The following is a 16,510-nucleotide window of genomic DNA, read 5'->3' on the forward strand; positions in this document are numbered from 1 at the left end:
TGTTTGCATTTTAATTTTGTCATCGTAGTTCCTAGAAATAAAGTTTGTAAGCGGTATCATTCTTCTTTATAATAAGAAATAGGAATATTCGCACGATTCTATCAAAAATTAGGAGGTCAAAAGAATGACTGAAAAGCCTTGGCTCGCGCATTATCCACCAGAAGTGCCCCATACGCTTACCTATCCAAGCATGGCTGTGCAAGAATATTTAACACAGTCATACAAGAAATACCCACAAAAAACAGCTATACATTTTATGGGGAAAGAACTTTCTTATGAGGAACTTTATCAGTCGTCTATGAAGTTCGCCAACTATCTCCAAAAACTAGGAATCCAAAAAGGAGATCGCGTTTCGATTATGTTGCCGAACTGTCCACAGGCAGTAATTAGTTTTTACGGCATCTTGTATGCTGGGGGAATTGTAGTTATGACAAACCCACTTTATACTGAACGCGAAATCGTCTATCAAATGAAGGATTCGGGAGCAAAAGCAATTATTAGCTTAGATATTTTATTCCCAAGGATTTCGAAAGCGCTAAAAGAAACCGAGTTGGAAAATGTGATTATAACGGGTATTAAAGATTACTTAGCCTTCCCGAAAAACCTAGTTTATCCATTTATCCAGAAAAAACAATACGGCATGACGGTTAAGGTCGAGCATAGAGGCATGAATCATTTGTTTACTGAAATCATGAAAACGGCTCAACCAACTGTTAGAGAGACATCCTTTGATTTTGAAGAAGATCTAGCTTTATTGCAATATACAGGAGGGACAACCGGTTCTCCAAAAGGCGTTATGTTGACGCACAAAAATTTAATCAGCAATGCGACAATGTGTGATAGCTGGCTATATAAATGCAAGAAAGGCGAAGAAACCATAATGGGTATTATCCCATTATTCCACGTATATGGCTTAACGACGGTATTAATCCTTTCGGTGATGCTAGGAAATAAAATGGTGTTATTGCCAAAATTTGATCCAGAAACGGCATTGAAAACAATTAATAAGCAAAAGCCTACGTTGTTCCCAGGTGCACCAACTTTGTATATCGGCTTAATGAGTCATCCGGATATTGCGAAATACGACTTGTCTTCTATCGAAGCTTGTATGAGTGGTTCAGCACCGCTACCTATAGAAATACAAGAAAAATTTGAAGAATTAACAGGTGGGAAATTAGTAGAAGGATATGGCTTAACGGAAACTTCTCCTGTTACACATTCTAATTTAGTTTGGGGCGAACGGATAAAAGGATCTGTCGGTATTCCATATCCGGATACAGATAGTAAGATTTTCCAGACAGGCACTACTACCCCAATTCCAAATGGTGAAATCGGTGAAATTGCGATTAAAGGTCCGCAAGTTATGAAAGGATATTGGAATAAGCCTGAAGAAACGGCTGCAACTATTGTTGACGGATGGTTGTTAACTGGAGATCTTGGCTATATGGATGAAAGCGGACATTTCTTTATTGTCGACCGTAAAAAAGACATGATCATCGCTGGAGGATTTAACATTTATCCACGTGAAATTGAAGAAGTGCTATATGAGCACGAGGCCATTCAAGAATGTGTCGTAGCAGGAATCCCGGATCCATATCGGGGTGAAACGGTAAAAGCATATATTGTGTTGAAAGAGGGATATACTGTAACGGAAGAAGAACTCGATGTGCATTGCCGTGAGCAGTTAGCATCATTTAAAGTGCCGCGTATATATGAATTCCGCAAAGAATTACCGAAAACAGCGATTGGTAAGATTCTACGTCGTTCATTAGTAGACGAAGAAGTAGCAAAACAAAACGAAGCAATAACTTCATAAAGTTAAAATGTGTTATGCTGATAAAAACTTGACACTATAAAAAATAAACGATAATATGAAAATATGAATGAATCGCCATTCATATTTTCATATTTTTTTGGGTGGTGACATATTGGAGAAGAAAAACAAGCCGAAATATAAGCAAATTATTGACGCGGCAGTTATTGTTATTGCGGAAAATGGCTATCATCAAGCGCAAGTTTCAAAAATCGCTAAACAAGCAGGTGTAGCTGACGGAACAATATATTTATATTTTGAAAATAAGGAAGATATTTTAATATCTGTTTTTCAGGATAAAATGGGCCTTTTCGTCGATAAGTTAGAACAAATTATAGAGCGGGATTTGAGTGCTGCAACAAAGTTAGGACTTATGATTGAAAGCCATTTTAATCTGTTAGCAAGTGATATTCATTTAGCGATCGTAACACAATTAGAATTGCGTCAGTCAAACCATGAGCTTCGCACGAAAATCAATAATGTTCTCCGGGAGTATTTGAAACTAATGGATAAAATTTTGATTCAAGGAATGGATAACGACGAATTTGATAAAAACATGGATATTCGTTTAGCTAGACAGATGGTTTTTGGTACAATGGATGAGACCATTACAACGTGGGTCATGAATGAACATAAATACAATTTAGTCGAACTCGCACCACAAGTTCAACGGTTGCTGCTTAAAGGCATGCAAGCTTAATGGAAGGGGCTCATTAGATGGAATTTATTAGTTGGAAAAAAGAAGATGGTGTAGCTGTTGCGACGATTAACCGTCCGCCAGCAAATGCGCTATCGCGTTCACTTATTATGGAAGTCGATGAATTGTTGAATCAAGTAGAGAATGATGATGAAGTTCGTGTCGTTGTCTTACACGGAGAAGGAAGGTTCTTTTCCGCGGGCGCAGACATTAAAGAATTTACGCAAGTATCTTCAGGAGAAGAATTTACAAAGTTATCGGCGAGTGGCCAGAAAGTTTTTGAACGAGTTGAAACTTTCCATAAACCAGTCATAGCGGCGATCCACGGAGCGGCTTTAGGTGGTGGATTGGAGTTGGCAATGAGTTGTCACATGCGATTTGTCACTGAAAATGCTAAACTAGGATTACCGGAACTTCAATTAGGATTGATTCCCGGTTTTGCTGGAACACAACGCCTGCCAAGATATGTGGGTGCAGCTAAAGCAGCTGAAATGTTATTAACGAGTGATCCAATCACTGGAACAGAAGCCGCGCAATATGGATTGGCTAACCGTGCATATGCAGAAGAAGACTTACTTTCGGAAACGCTTACAATTGCACGCAAAATTGCGAAGAAAAGTCCTGTTTCTGTTAAAGCGGCAATTCAAATGTTGCAGTACACTAAACATGCATCTTATTATGAAGGTGTAGATGCAGAAGCGCAGTCTTTTGGAACAGTATTTGTTTCAGAAGATGCAAAAGAAGGAATCCAGGCATTTCTGGAAAAACGCGAAGCACAATTTAAAGGGAAATAATACTCGGGAGGTTTACGTTCATGAACATTTATGTATTAGTAAAACGTACGTTTGACACAGAAGAGAAAATCGTTGTTTCAGGTGGGAAAATCCAGGAAGACGGTGCGGAATTCATCATTAATCCATACGATGAGTACGCAATTGAAGAAGCAATCACTGTTCGCGATGCACATGGCGGAGAAGTAACAGTAATTACAATCGGCAATGATGAGGCAGAAAAACAGCTTCGTACAGCTTTAGCAATGGGCGCTGATAAAGCCGTATTAATCAATACTGAAGATGATGTTGAAGAAATGGATCAATTTACTTCTGCATACATACTGGCTGAATACTTGAAAGATAAAGAAGCAGATTTGATTTTAGCAGGTAACGTTGCAATTGATGGTGGGTCTGGACAAGTTGGACCGCGTGTTGCTGATTTACTTGGCATCAACTACGTGACAACAATTACTAGCTTAAGCATTGATGGTGAAAAAGTATCAATCGTTCGTGATATTGAAGGCGATTCAGAAGAATTAGAAACGTCATTGCCGCTTCTTGTAACTGCTCAACAAGGGTTAAACGAGCCGCGTTATCCATCACTTCCAGGGATTATGAAAGCGAAGAAAAAACCGCTTGAAGAATTGGAACTGGATGATTTAGACATCGAGGAAGATGATGTAGAAGCGAAAACAGAAACAATTGAAATCTACCTGCCACCGAAAAAAGCGGCTGGTCGTATTCTTGAAGGTGATCTTTCTAACCAAGTAACTGAATTAGTTGGATTACTACGTAACGAAGCAAAAGTAATATAATAAACTTCAAATTTCTGTAAAGTACATTATAAATTTTCTATCTCGTAAAATCGGGAACAGTTTTCACATCTACTTAGGGGGTAAACGGACTATGGCGAAGAAAGTATTAGTTTTAGGCGAAACGCGCGAAGGCGCTTTACGTAATGTTTCATTTGAAGCAATTGCGGCTGCTAAGAAAATTTCTGGCGGCGGAGAAGTAGTAGGTGTTTTAATCGGAGATGCGGTTACAGACTTCGGCGCTGAGTTAATTGCGTACGGTGCGGATCGTGTTGTTACGGTTGAACATCCACATTTGAAATCATATACATCTGATGGCTATGGTCAAGCATTCATGGCAGTCGTTGAACAAGAAAATCCAGAAGGACTTGTTTTTGGTCATACATCGGTCGGTAAAGACTTGGCACCAAAAATTGCATCTAAATTACAAGCTGGATTAATTTCAGATGTAACGGATATCGAAGGGGAAGGCGATGACGCTGTATTTATCCGCCCAATCTTCTCTGGTAAAGCATTTGAAAAAGTTAAACTTAAAGACGGTATTGATTTTATTACAGTGCGTGCGAACAATATTGCGCCTCTTGAAAAACAAGAACGTTCTGGAGATGTGAGTTCGCTGTCTGTTGATATTACTAATTTGCGTACGATTATTAAAAATGTTGTTCGCAAATCAACTGAAGGTGTCGATCTTTCAGAAGCGAAAGTTATCGTAGCTGGAGGTCGCGGCGTTAAGAGTACAGCAGGTTTCGAACCTTTACAAGAATTAGCAAATCTACTTGGTGGTGCGGTTGGCGCATCTCGTGGAGCTTGTGACGCGGATTACTGCGATTACTCACTTCAGATTGGCCAAACTGGTAAAGTTGTAACACCTGATTTGTATATCGCAGCTGGTATTTCTGGAGCAATCCAGCATATGGCGGGTATGTCTAACTCAAAAGTAATCGTAGCGATCAACAAAGACCCTGAAGCCAACATTTTTAAAGTAGCAGACTACGGAATCGTTGGTGACTTGTTCGATGTCATTCCAATGCTGACAGAAGAATTTAAAAAAGTGATGTAATATGAATTTTAGCAGGTGGAGAAAAGTGCATTTCTTTTCTTCACCTGTTTTTGTTTGTCTTTTTTAGAATGAAAGAAAAGCAAAGCACATCCGTTTAATCCAATAAATGAAGGGTATCAAAAGAGTAGGCAAAAAAATAGCTAGTGTTTTTGGCACATGCTATACTCTGTATATAGTTTGGTTAATCATAAGGAGGAATTATTCATGGCAATTGTACACGGTACAGATCAGAACTTTTCACAAGAAGTATCAGAAGGACTCGTTTTAGTAGATTTTTGGGCAACTTGGTGTGGACCATGTAAAATGATCGCTCCTGTGCTAGAAGAATTAGACGCTGAAATGAGCGATAAAGTTAAAATCGTAAAAGTTGACGTTGATCAAAACCAAGAAACAGCTGGAAACTACGGCATTATGTCTATTCCAACGTTACTATTGATGAAAGACGGAGAAACAATTGATAAAGTAGTTGGTTTCCGACCAAAAGAAGCTTTGGCTGAATTGGTAGAAAAACACGCATAATTCTTAACCGGGTCCAGCGATGGTCCCGGTTTTTTAATAGGGTGATAAAAATGGCAAATGAATTGATTCGACATAAATTGGCAATATTGCCTGACCAATCCGGCTGTTATTTGATGAAAGATCGTCAAAATACGGTTATTTACGTCGGCAAGGCAAAAGTTTTGAAAAATCGTGTGCGTTCTTATTTTACGGGCAGTCACGACACAAAAACACAGCGTTTGGTTAATGAAATTGTAGATTTCGAATACATTATTACGTCTTCGGACAAAGAAGCGTTAATTTTAGAATTGAATTTGATCAAAAAATACGATCCGAAATACAATATTATGCTTAAAGATGACAAAAGTTATCCGTACTTGAAAATTACAGGAGAACGTCATCCAAAACTAATTACGACAAGACACGTAAAAAAAGATAAAGGTAAATATTTTGGACCTTATCCGAATGCTTATGCCGCGGCAGAAACGAAAAAACTGTTGGACCGTTTGTATCCTTTACGCAAATGTCATACCATGCCAGACCGGGTATGTTTGTATTATCATTTAGGGCAATGTTTAGCGCCATGTGTAAAGCCGATTGAAAAAGAAACATACCAAGAATTAATTGATGGGATCACAAAGTTTTTGAATGGCGGATTCCGTGAAGTTAAAGAGCAATTGGTTGGGAAAATGTCTGAAGCGGCAGAGAACTTGGAATATGAACGTGCGAAAGAATATCGTGATCAAATTAACATGATTGAAACCGTTATGGAAAAACAAAAAATGGCGATGAACGATTTTACAAATCGCGATGTATTTGCGTATGCAGTGGATAAAGGTTGGATGTGCGTACAAGTCTTTTTTGTTCGTCAAGGCAAGTTAATTGAACGAGACGTTTCTTTATTTCCGCTATACCGTGACCCTGAAGAAGAGTTTTTAACATTTCTTGGTCAATTTTATGAAAAAGCCAATCATGTTAAGCCGAGCGAAATTTTAATTCCGGAAGCGGATGACCCAGATATGTTAAAAGAATGGCTCGGTGTTCGTGTACTAGTTCCGCAGCGTGGCAAGAAAAAAGATTTAGTAGCGCTAGCGAAAAAAAATGCCGAAGTAGCGATTAAAGAAAAGTTCCAGTTGTTAGAACGTCAAGAAGAGCGAACCATTGGTGCATGTGTAGACTTGGGTGAAGCAATGAATATTGAAACGCCTTTGCGTATTGAAGCATTCGATAACTCTCATATTCAAGGTGCCGATGCTGTTTCTGCGATGATTACATTTATCGACGGAAAACCTTCTAAAAAAGATTATCGGAAATATAAAACACGCAATGCTTCAAAACCAGATGATTATGCGGCAATGCGTGAAGTTATTCGCCGGCGCTATACACGCGTTTTAAAAGACGGTTTGCCTTTACCTGATTTGATTGTTATTGATGGGGGAAAAGGACAAATGGAGTCAGCTCGTGAAATTATAGAAGACGAACTTGGTTTGTCGATTCCTATTGCCGGACTCGCGAAAGATGCTAAGCATCAAACTTCCCAATTGCTATATGGTTCACCGGTCGAAATTGTGCCACTGAAACGAACCAGTGAAGCTTTTTACTTGATGCAACGAATACAAGATGAAGTTCACCGATTTGTTATTACGTTCCACCGTCAATTGCGGGGCAAAAACTCAATTCAATCCGCACTTGATGGGTTGGAAGGAGTAGGTCCAAAGCGTAAGCAGCAATTGTTAAAACATTTTGGGTCTGTCAAAAAAATCAAAGAGGCATCTGTAGCAGAAATCAAAGAAGCAGGAATGCCTGAAGCTTTGGCACAGTCTATTGAAAAGCATTTTGCAGAAGATACGTTGCCAAGTGAATCATAACGTGGTAATGTAGTGAATAATTAAATCACTTGGAAAAGTGATGATAGAGGCGCGAACGTCAATAGTAAGCATTCGGAGATTTGCAGAATCTGAGATGGATGGTGAAAGGGGCGATCGCCGAAGTGTGCGTTAAACTGCTTTTACGCATGCTGGTTTTGCATTTAATAAGTGCAGGGCTGTCAGAGTGAATCTCTGGAGGGCTATCTCACATGGACGTTTTTCGTACATGATAAAAGAGGTAGTTTGCCGCGTTTGCGGTGGGCTGCCTCTTTTTGTGTCTAGTTGTGAAATCACTAGTCATTTTGAGGGCCACATACTAAATGTGGGAGTGGATCGAATGAAAACAATCGTAATGAAATTTGGCGGAACATCTGTTGCAACACCTGAGAAAATTATTGGTGTGGCAAAAAGAGCGATTCGTGAAAAAGAAAAAGGCAAGCGCGTGGTCATCGTCGTTTCCGCAATGGGCAAAACGACAGACACATTACTTGGTTTAGCTGGAGAAATTTCTTCAGAGCCACCAAAACGTGAAATGGATATGTTGTTAGCGACAGGAGAGCAAGTAACCATTTCATTATTGGCTATGGCATTTAAAAAATTAGGTCATGAAGCTTTGTCATTCACGGGCTGGCAAGCCGGCATTGAAACTGAATCGGTTCCGCGGAATGCGCGTATTGAACAGATCCATACGGAACGCCTTGAACGTGTATTGGAAAATGGCTATTTTTGTGTAGTAGCAGGATTCCAGGGAGTAGACAAAATTGGCAATATTACCACACTAGGTAGAGGTGGATCAGATACAACAGCTGTAGCACTTGCAGCAGCGTTAAAAGCAGAGAAATGCGAAATTTATACTGACGTTAATGGTGTTTATACATCTGACCCAAGATTTGTTACAGGAGCGCGTAAATTGCAGCAAATTTCTTATGACGAAATGTTAGAATTAGCGAATCTTGGAGCAGGTGTGCTGCACCCACGTGCAGTCGAATTTGCTAAAAACAATCAAGTACCATTATCAGTCAGAGCAAGCTATTCAGACGAGCCTGGCACAATCATACAAGAGGTGATCACTGTGGAAACAAACTTAATCGTAAGAGGTGTGGCATTTGAACCGGGAGTCGCGCGCGTCACTATAACGTATAAAAAGCCTTTTAATGGCTCACTCGCTAATATTTTTAATAAGCTTGCGGAAAACCAAATTGATGTTGACATTATTGTTCAAAGCATTAGCGACGAATTCCCGCCGTCAGTATCTTTTTCAATCAGTCAAGAAAGTCTTGAAGAAACACGCTGCGTGCTAATAGCGTCACAAGAAGAAATTGGTTTCCTCTCTATGAATGTAGAAGTTGGATTATCAAAAGTATCAATAGTTGGATCTGGTATGGTTTCAAATCCAGGAGTTGCCGCTCGTATGTTTGATATTCTACGAAGTGAAGAAATTCCGGTTAAAATGGTTAGCACATCTGAAATTAAAATTTCAGTAGTTGTACCAGAAGCAGACATGACAAAATCAGCAAATGCATTGCATGAGGCTTATGGTTTGTCTAAAGAAGAATTGATTGAAGATAAGATGAAGTCCACTATAACTGCAGGTTCGTGAAAATATTCACAAAATGTTCAAATTCTCAATTGTAAGTTGTTAACAATCGCGACATGAGTGAACCTAGCAGATTAGTTAGAAAAAGCGATTCTCAATTAGAGAATCGCTTTTTACCGTAAATCTATTAAAACGTTTACATTTCACAATGCTTTTGTAGGAGTAGCTTGTTTATTGCCGCTAAAGGGGATGATAACTATATGATTAAAAGCGTTTCGTTGCCTTGACGCTCCTAAAGGGGGGGAGTACAATAAATATGTCATATTATTGTATCATGATGGTGAGTGGCTTCAGGTTCTTTCTTTCAGATTGTTTACTTTGAACGCTACGAATTATAGTTTTGAGGGGGGTAAAATTTTGGATAACAATCGTGAATTTTTAATGCGTAGGCTGCACTCATTGTTGGGGATTATTCCTATTGGTTTATTCTTAACACAGCACTTAATCGTCAATCATTTTGCAACACAAGGTGAAGAGGCATTCAACACTGCATCTCACTTCATGGCAAATCTACCATTCGTTATTTTCTTGGAGATTTTTGTCATATACTTACCGCTCATGTATCATGCTTTCTACGGTTTATACATAGCGTTTACTGCGAAGAACAATCCTGGACATTATAGCTATATGCGCAATATGTTATTTGTTGCACAACGTTATACAGGTGTCTTCCTAGTAGTCTTTATCGCTTGGCACATCTTCGAGACGAGATTCCAAGTTGCGATTGGAGCAGCGGCTGAAGCTGATTTTAACATGATGGCGAATATCTTAAGCAATCCTTGGATGTTGGTATTCTATATTATCGGTGTTTTATCTGCGACGTTCCATTTGTCAAACGGATTATGGTCTTTCCTTGTAACGTGGGGAATCACACAAACTCCAGCAGCACAAAAAAACGCAACTTATTTCACGCTTCTAGTATTTGTCGTATTATCGATTATTGGTATGAGAGCATTGTTTGCGTTCGTTTAAGAACGTTCAATCATTGGTGAACTAAAAGAGGAGTGAATATAAACATGGCGAAGGGCAAAATTTCTATCGTCGGAGGCGGCCTTGCTGGTTTAATGGCAGCAATCAAAGTTGCAGAAGCAGGCGCACCCGCCGATTTATTCTCAATCGTTCCCGTTAAACGGTCCCATTCAGTATGCGCACAAGGTGGGATTAACGGAGCGGTAAATACAAAAGGTGAAGGGGATTCCCCGGATATTCACTTTGATGATACAGTTTACGGAGGCGACTTCTTAGCGAATCAACGTCCTGTAAAAGCAATGGCAGATGCAGCACCTGGCATTATCCGTATGTTCGACCGTATGGGCGTTATGTTTAACCGTACACCGGAAGGTCTTTTAGATTTCCGTCGTTTTGGTGGCACGATGTACCATAGAACAGCGTTTGCCGGTGCAACAACTGGTCAACAATTATTGTATGCACTTGATGAGCAAGTTCGTCGCTACGAAGTAGCCGGACTTATCACTAAATATGAAGGTTGGGAATTCCTTGGCCTTGTTCTTGACGAGCAAGGTGCTGGTAAAGGGATTACAGCTCAAAACTTAACAACTATGGAAATTAAATCGTTCCGCGCAGATGCTGTTATCATGGCAACTGGTGGACCAGGGATTATTTTCGGGAAATCGACAAACTCTGTTATTAACACAGGATCTGCGGCTTCTATCGTTTATCAACAAGGCGCATACTACGCAAACGGCGAATTTATTCAAATTCACCCAACAGCGATTCCTGGAGACGATAAACTGCGCTTAATGTCAGAATCGGCTCGTGGAGAAGGTGGACGTATTTGGACATATAAAGACGGCAAACCTTGGTATTTCCTTGAAGAAAAATATCCTGCTTACGGAAACTTAGTTCCACGTGATATTGCAACACGTGAAATTTTTGATGTTTGCGTTAACCAAAAGCTTGGTATTAACGGTGAGAACATGGTTTATTTGGATCTTTCACATAAAGATCCGAAAGAACTTGATATTAAACTTGGTGGAATCATTGAAATCTATGAGAAATTCACAGGCGATGACCCACGTAAAGTACCAATGAAGATTTTCCCAGCTGTTCATTATTCGATGGGCGGATTATGGGTTGATGATCATCAAATGACTAGCATCCCTGGTGTTTTAGCAGCAGGCGAATGTGATTATTCTCAGCACGGCGGTAACCGTTTAGGTGCCAACTCATTACTTTCAGCTATTTACGGCGGTATGGTCGCAGGGCCAAACGCTCTTGAATATGTCAATGGTCTTGATGTGTTAGCGGAAGATCTTCCTTCAACGATCTATGATCAACATGAAGCAGAAGAAAAACGCAAATGGGAAGAGATTTTAGCATTAGACGGTACAGAAAACGCTTATATTCTTCACAAAGAATTGGGCGAGTGGATGACGGATAATGTTACAGTAGTACGTTATAATGATCGTTTGCAAAAAACGGATGAAAAGCTCCAAGAACTTCTTGAGCGTTTCAACCATATCAGTATTACTGATACGCAACTTTGGAGTAACCAAGGCGCGATGTTTACACGTCAATTGCGCAATATGCTTCATTTAGCTCGTGTAATCACAATCGGAGCGCTTAATCGTAACGAAAGCCGCGGGGCTCATTACAAACCGGATTTCCCGGAACGTAACGATGAAGAATTTATGAAAACGACAATGGCTAAATTTAATGGCTTTGATGCACCTATCTTCCATTATGAAGAAGTCGACACATCATTGATTCCACCGCGTAAACGTGATTACTCAGCAAAAGCATAATTATGAAGGGAGCTAATTTACCATGGGTGAAGCAGCAAAAACGGTAATATTTGAAATCGAACGCAGAAACTCTACGGATGAAAATTCGTATTGGGAAAAGTTCGAATTGCCATATAAGATGAACATGAATGTCATTTCGGCATTGATGGAAATTCGTCGTAACCCTGTCAACATGGAAGGGAAAAAAACCACGCCTGTAACTTGGGACATGAACTGTCTAGAGGAAGTTTGTGGAGCATGTTCGATGGTTATCAACGGCAAAGCACGCCAATCGTGTACAGCATTAGTTGATCAATTAGAACAGCCTATCCGTCTTCAGCCGATGAAAACATTCCCGGTTGTTCGTGACCTTGTCATTGACCGTAGCCGTATGTTCGATTCTCTGAAAAAAGTCAAAGCGTGGGTACCAATCGATGGTACGCATGACCTTGGAGATGGACCACGTATGCCTGAGCGTAAACGCCAATGGGCATATGAGCTATCTAAATGTATGACTTGCGGTGTATGTCTTGAAGCATGCCCGAACGTTAACGACAAATCTGACTTTATCGGAGCTGCACCACTTTCACAAGTTCGTTTGATGAACGCGCATCCAACAGGTTCAATGAACCGCGATGCTCGTTTGAATGCGATTATGGGTGAAGGTGGACTAGCAGGCTGCGGTAACTCGCAAAACTGTGTTGAATCTTGTCCAAAAGGAATTCCTTTGACAACTTCTATCGCAGCATTAAACCGTGATACAACAGTTCAAATGTTCCGTAACTTCTTTGGAAGCGACAGAATGGTTGATTAGTATTTAGTAAAAACCCCGCCGCGGCGGGGTTTTTATTTATATCTATAGAAAAACGTCTGCTCTTTTCTGAAGTTTTTGATATACTAATAAAATGAAATATAGTTAAAGTGCAAATTGTTCGAAACGAAAGTTTTGAAATAGGTATGTTTTATGTGAAAGTCATAATTAAAACAATAAGTCTTTTTTCTGGAGGTCGCTATGAAAGCAAATTACATTGAGAATTTCGAAGAATGGAAGCAAGACTTTTTCTTTTCTGCACCTGTTCAAGTGCGTTTTTCTGAAACAGATATGTTTGGTCATGTAAATAATACAGTACCAATTGCATATTTCGAATTTGCGCGTATCGAATTTATGAAAGAGATGGGTTTGATGCAGCGCTGGCTCCAAGCGGGTAATGAGCTGTTTCCGGTTGTGGCAGATATGCAAGTAGATTTTGTTCAGCAAGTCTATTTTGATGAAAAGCTAGATGTTCATGTCAAAATCGCTCGAATTGGTAGTTCTTCTGTTGATGTCCATTATTGGACAGTCAATGAAAAAGGAGAAACTTGTTTTACTGGTCGCGGCGCAATTGTCCAAGTATCTAAGCAAACAAATAGAGGCTATCCGTGGACAAAAGAAGAAATTGAAATGCTGCAGATGAAACATTTAGCAGTTGCAAAAAAATAAGGAGCTCTTGCTATATCGATAAAAAACCTGCACTATAGAACTATGATAGGGTTTTTGAGGAGTGGTAACTAGTTATGAATGAGGATCACAAAGAGATGGAAATTGATGTAGAACGCATCGCATTTATGGAAAAAGAATTACGTTATATTTCGGGGATTATTAAGCAAAAAGGACGCGAAATATTAAGCTCCTACACGATAACACCGCCTCAGTTCGTTGCCTTACAATGGCTATTTGAACATGGAGATATGACGATTGGCGATTTATCCAACAAAATGTATTTAGCATTTAGCACAACGACAGATTTAGTAGATCGTATGGAAAAAAATGAAATGGTCGTCCGTATACGTGAAGAACAAGATCGTCGCGTTGTCCGGATCAAATTATTAAAAGAAGGCGAACGCGTGATTGAAGAAGTGATTCAAAAGCGTCGTGAATACTTGAATACGGTATTAGAAAATTTCTCTGAAGATGAATCAGAGAAATTTGCAGCATTGCTTGAAAAACTGCACACAAACATGAAATAGGATAGAGGCGATGACGTTGAATGCGCCAATTGGAGTAATTGATTCGGGAGTCGGTGGACTCACTGTTGCAAAAGAAATTATGAGGTTATTGCCGAACGAGCAAATTTGTTATATCGGCGATAATGCAAGATGTCCGTATGGTCCTCGTCCGTTATCGGAAGTACGTACCTATACATGGCAAATGGCAAATGCATTGATGAAGAAAAATATTAAAATGCTAGTTATTGCTTGTAATACGGCCACAGCGGCTGCATTAATCTCTCTCCAAAAAAACTTACCGATTCCTGTAATCGGTGTGATTTTTCCGGGAGCACGTGCTGCGATTAAATCTTCCGCAACCAATAAAATAGCTGTGTTAGGTACAGCTGGAACAGTAGAAAGTGGTGCTTACGAAAAAGCCATTTTGTCGTTAGTATCTTCTGCTCACGTTGTTCAACTTGCATGTCCGCGGTTTGTCCCTCTAGTAGAAAGTGATGAATACGAAGGGGAGTTTGCACATCGGATTGTTCAAGAAACATTGGCGTCAATCGCCTACGAGGAATTTGATACAGCTATTTTAGGATGTACGCATTATCCGTTATTGCAAGGGTTTATCGAAGAAGTGCTCGGAGATACGGTCCACGTTCTTTCTTCAGCAGAAGAAACAGCGAAAGACGTTGAACGTTACTTAAGCTATAAAAATCAATTTGCCGACCGAGATAAACCACCGGTGCACCGTTTTTATACATCGGGATCTACGCAGATCTTTGGTTCGATTGTGCGCAAATGGTTAGAGATTGATGAGCCAATCATTTATTCAATCCGATTCCCAAAAACCTGATAGCTCTCGCTGTCAGGTTTTTGTCGTTGTCTACGAAATATGGTAAGCTATTGAGCATATATTAAGGAGGATTTTAATGACACGCATAGATAATAGACAAACAAACGAATTGCGTCCCGTATCCGTGGACGTTGACTACTTGATTCACCCGGAAGGTTCAGTATTAATAACAGTGGGCCAAACAAAAGTAATTTGTACGGCAACAATTGAAGAAAAAGTGCCTGGATTTTTACGTGGCCAAGGTAAAGGCTGGATCACAGCTGAATATTCCATGTTACCACGAGCAACAAATAGCCGAAATCGAAGAGAAGCTTCGGCTGGAAAAATCGGTGGGCGTACAATGGAAATTCAACGGTTAATCGGTCGTGCATTGCGCGCTGTTGTTGACTTAGAAAAACTAGGTGAACGTACACTATGGATTGATTGCGACGTCATCCAAGCAGATGGTGGAACACGTACAGCTTCAATCACAGGAGCCTTTATTGCGATGACTATGGCCATTGGCAAGCTTGAGTTAACAGAATTTCCAGTAACAGATTTTCTTGCAGCGACAAGTGTAGGCGTAACTGCAGAAAATGGACCGATTTTAGATTTGAATTATGTAGAAGATTCAAGTGCGGAAGTGGATATGAATTTAGTAATGACTGGAGCAGGTCATTTTGTTGAATTACAAGGCACTGGTGAGGAATCAACCTTTACCCGTGCGCAACTAAACGAGTTACTGGATCTTGGAGAAGATGGAATTCGTCAATTGATCGCAATGCAACAAAATGCATTAGGTGAATTGTCAGAACGAATCGGTGAAAGGGTGCCAGCAGAACTATGAAACGAATAGTAATTGCAACTCAAAACAAAGGCAAAGCAAAAGATTTTGAAGCGTTACTTGCACCACTTGGGTATGAAGTATTAACACTTTTAGATGTAGCACAGGATCTTGATGTAGAAGAAACCGGTGTAACGTTTGAAGAAAACGCCATCTTAAAAGCAGAAGCGGTATCAAAAGAGTTAAACATCCCAGTAATTTCGGACGACAGCGGTTTAGAAATTGATGCATTAAATGGAGAACCAGGCGTTTACTCTGCGCGTTATGCAGGTGGCGAAAAAAGCGACAGTGCGAATATTGATAAAGTACTACAGAAACTTACTGACGTGGCAGAAGACAAGCGTACAGCACGCTTTCGTTGCGTATTAGCAATCGCGGCGCCAGGGCAACAAACACAAACTTTTTCGGGATCATGTGAAGGCAGAATTTTAAATGCACGTCAAGGTGAAAACGGGTTTGGCTATGATCCGATTTTTTATGTACCGAGTCAAGAAAAAGCGATGGCTGAGTTAATGCCACACGAAAAAGCAGCTATTTCCCATCGTGGCAATGCGTTGCGTGAACTTAAACAAAGCATGCCAAATTGGCTGAGTGACCAAAACTAATCTGACCGAAAACTAATTTTAATGTTTTTTTAAAATAGCATTGACTTTTCTTTAAATCATTTCTATAATTAAAAATGTCTTTCAAAAGAAAAGCGAAGTCGCAAGCAACAGCAAGCGTCATTGTTTAATCTTTAAGAAAGCTTTCGTCTCAGTAGCTCAGCTGGATAGAGCAACGCCCTTCTAAGGCGTCGGTCGGGGGTTCGAATCCCTCCTGGGACATTATAGGAATGTACATAAAACATTGTTGTGTTGGGATTTTAGAGCGCGTAGGGAAAAGATGGGGAGTAGAACCGTTGAGTGATACCCCTGTTTTCGACCCGCTCACCTAACGCAGACCGAATTGATCTTCTAATCAAATTGATTAGGGGATTTTTTTTATGGCTAAAATCCGTT

Annotated in this window: 16 protein-coding genes, 1 tRNA gene and 1 riboswitch; all 17 genes read left to right on the forward strand. The window is 40.0% G+C overall.

All coding sequences use genetic code 11. The features are described from left to right. Positions 1-124: 124 nt before the first annotated feature. Positions 125-1,816: an AMP-binding protein gene (locus tag PLANO_RS06010; protein WP_038703565.1), complete on the forward strand. Its 1,692-nt coding sequence runs from the start codon at positions 125-127 to the stop codon at positions 1,814-1,816. 112 nt (positions 1,817-1,928) lie between these two features. Then, complete coding sequence (locus PLANO_RS06015) at positions 1,929-2,513, forward strand: fatty acid metabolism transcriptional regulator FadR (protein ID WP_038703566.1); 585 nt, start codon at positions 1,929-1,931, stop codon at positions 2,511-2,513. Between the two features lie 17 nt (positions 2,514-2,530). Beyond that, positions 2,531-3,304 (forward strand): enoyl-CoA hydratase, encoded by a 774-nt coding sequence (locus PLANO_RS06020; RefSeq protein ID WP_038703567.1) that lies wholly within the window; start codon positions 2,531-2,533, stop codon positions 3,302-3,304. Between the two features lie 20 nt (positions 3,305-3,324). Beyond that, on the forward strand, positions 3,325-4,098 hold the full coding sequence (locus tag PLANO_RS06025) for an electron transfer flavoprotein subunit beta/FixA family protein (RefSeq protein WP_038703568.1): 774 nt from the start codon (positions 3,325-3,327) through the stop codon (positions 4,096-4,098). 91 nt (positions 4,099-4,189) lie between these two features. After that, positions 4,190-5,155 (forward strand): electron transfer flavoprotein subunit alpha/FixB family protein, encoded by a 966-nt coding sequence (locus PLANO_RS06030; protein ID WP_038703569.1) that lies wholly within the window; start codon positions 4,190-4,192, stop codon positions 5,153-5,155. A 204-nt stretch (positions 5,156-5,359) separates the two neighbouring features. Beyond that, the gene (trxA, locus tag PLANO_RS06035; protein WP_038703570.1) at positions 5,360-5,674 is read left to right on the forward strand and encodes a thioredoxin; all 315 of its coding nucleotides are present in this window, start codon (positions 5,360-5,362) and stop codon (positions 5,672-5,674) included. A gap of 50 nt (positions 5,675-5,724) precedes the next feature. Continuing rightward, positions 5,725-7,521: an excinuclease ABC subunit UvrC gene (gene uvrC, locus PLANO_RS06040; protein WP_038703571.1), complete on the forward strand. Its 1,797-nt coding sequence runs from the start codon at positions 5,725-5,727 to the stop codon at positions 7,519-7,521. A gap of 36 nt (positions 7,522-7,557) precedes the next feature. After that, positions 7,558-7,732: riboswitch (Lysine riboswitch) on the forward strand. Between the two features lie 126 nt (positions 7,733-7,858). Next, positions 7,859-9,121, forward strand: coding sequence for an aspartate kinase (locus tag PLANO_RS06045; RefSeq protein ID WP_038703572.1), 1,263 nt, complete (start codon positions 7,859-7,861; stop codon positions 9,119-9,121). A gap of 354 nt (positions 9,122-9,475) precedes the next feature. Continuing rightward, positions 9,476-10,090, forward strand: a complete 615-nt coding sequence (locus PLANO_RS06050; protein WP_038703573.1) for a succinate dehydrogenase cytochrome b558 subunit — start codon at positions 9,476-9,478, stop codon at positions 10,088-10,090. Positions 10,091-10,134: 44 nt separating this feature from the next. After that, positions 10,135-11,883 (forward strand): succinate dehydrogenase flavoprotein subunit, encoded by a 1,749-nt coding sequence (sdhA, locus tag PLANO_RS06055; protein ID WP_038703574.1) that lies wholly within the window; start codon positions 10,135-10,137, stop codon positions 11,881-11,883. 22 nt (positions 11,884-11,905) lie between these two features. After that, entirely contained in the window at positions 11,906-12,676 is a 771-nt protein-coding gene (sdhB, locus tag PLANO_RS06060; RefSeq protein ID WP_038703575.1) for a succinate dehydrogenase iron-sulfur subunit, read from the forward strand. Between the two features lie 198 nt (positions 12,677-12,874). Continuing rightward, on the forward strand, positions 12,875-13,342 hold the full coding sequence (locus tag PLANO_RS06065; protein WP_038703576.1) for an acyl-CoA thioesterase: 468 nt from the start codon (positions 12,875-12,877) through the stop codon (positions 13,340-13,342). A gap of 74 nt (positions 13,343-13,416) precedes the next feature. After that, on the forward strand, positions 13,417-13,869 hold the full coding sequence (locus PLANO_RS06070; RefSeq protein ID WP_038703577.1) for a MarR family winged helix-turn-helix transcriptional regulator: 453 nt from the start codon (positions 13,417-13,419) through the stop codon (positions 13,867-13,869). A 16-nt stretch (positions 13,870-13,885) separates the two neighbouring features. After that, positions 13,886-14,689, forward strand: coding sequence for a glutamate racemase (racE, locus tag PLANO_RS06075; RefSeq protein ID WP_038703578.1), 804 nt, complete (start codon positions 13,886-13,888; stop codon positions 14,687-14,689). A gap of 76 nt (positions 14,690-14,765) precedes the next feature. Next, complete coding sequence (gene rph / locus PLANO_RS06080) at positions 14,766-15,515, forward strand: ribonuclease PH (RefSeq protein ID WP_038703579.1); 750 nt, start codon at positions 14,766-14,768, stop codon at positions 15,513-15,515. Continuing rightward, a complete protein-coding gene (locus PLANO_RS06085) occupies positions 15,512-16,117 on the forward strand; it encodes an XTP/dITP diphosphatase (protein ID WP_038703580.1) in 606 nt (201 codons plus the stop codon). Before rph ends, PLANO_RS06085 begins: the two co-directional genes overlap by 4 nt. Before the next feature lie 145 nt (positions 16,118-16,262). Further along, positions 16,263-16,336 (forward strand) — tRNA-Arg (locus PLANO_RS06090). Positions 16,337-16,510: the final 174 nt, after the last annotated feature.

Source organism: Planococcus sp. PAMC 21323 (assembly GCF_000785555.1).
Classification (GTDB): domain Bacteria; phylum Bacillota; class Bacilli; order Bacillales_A; family Planococcaceae; genus Planococcus.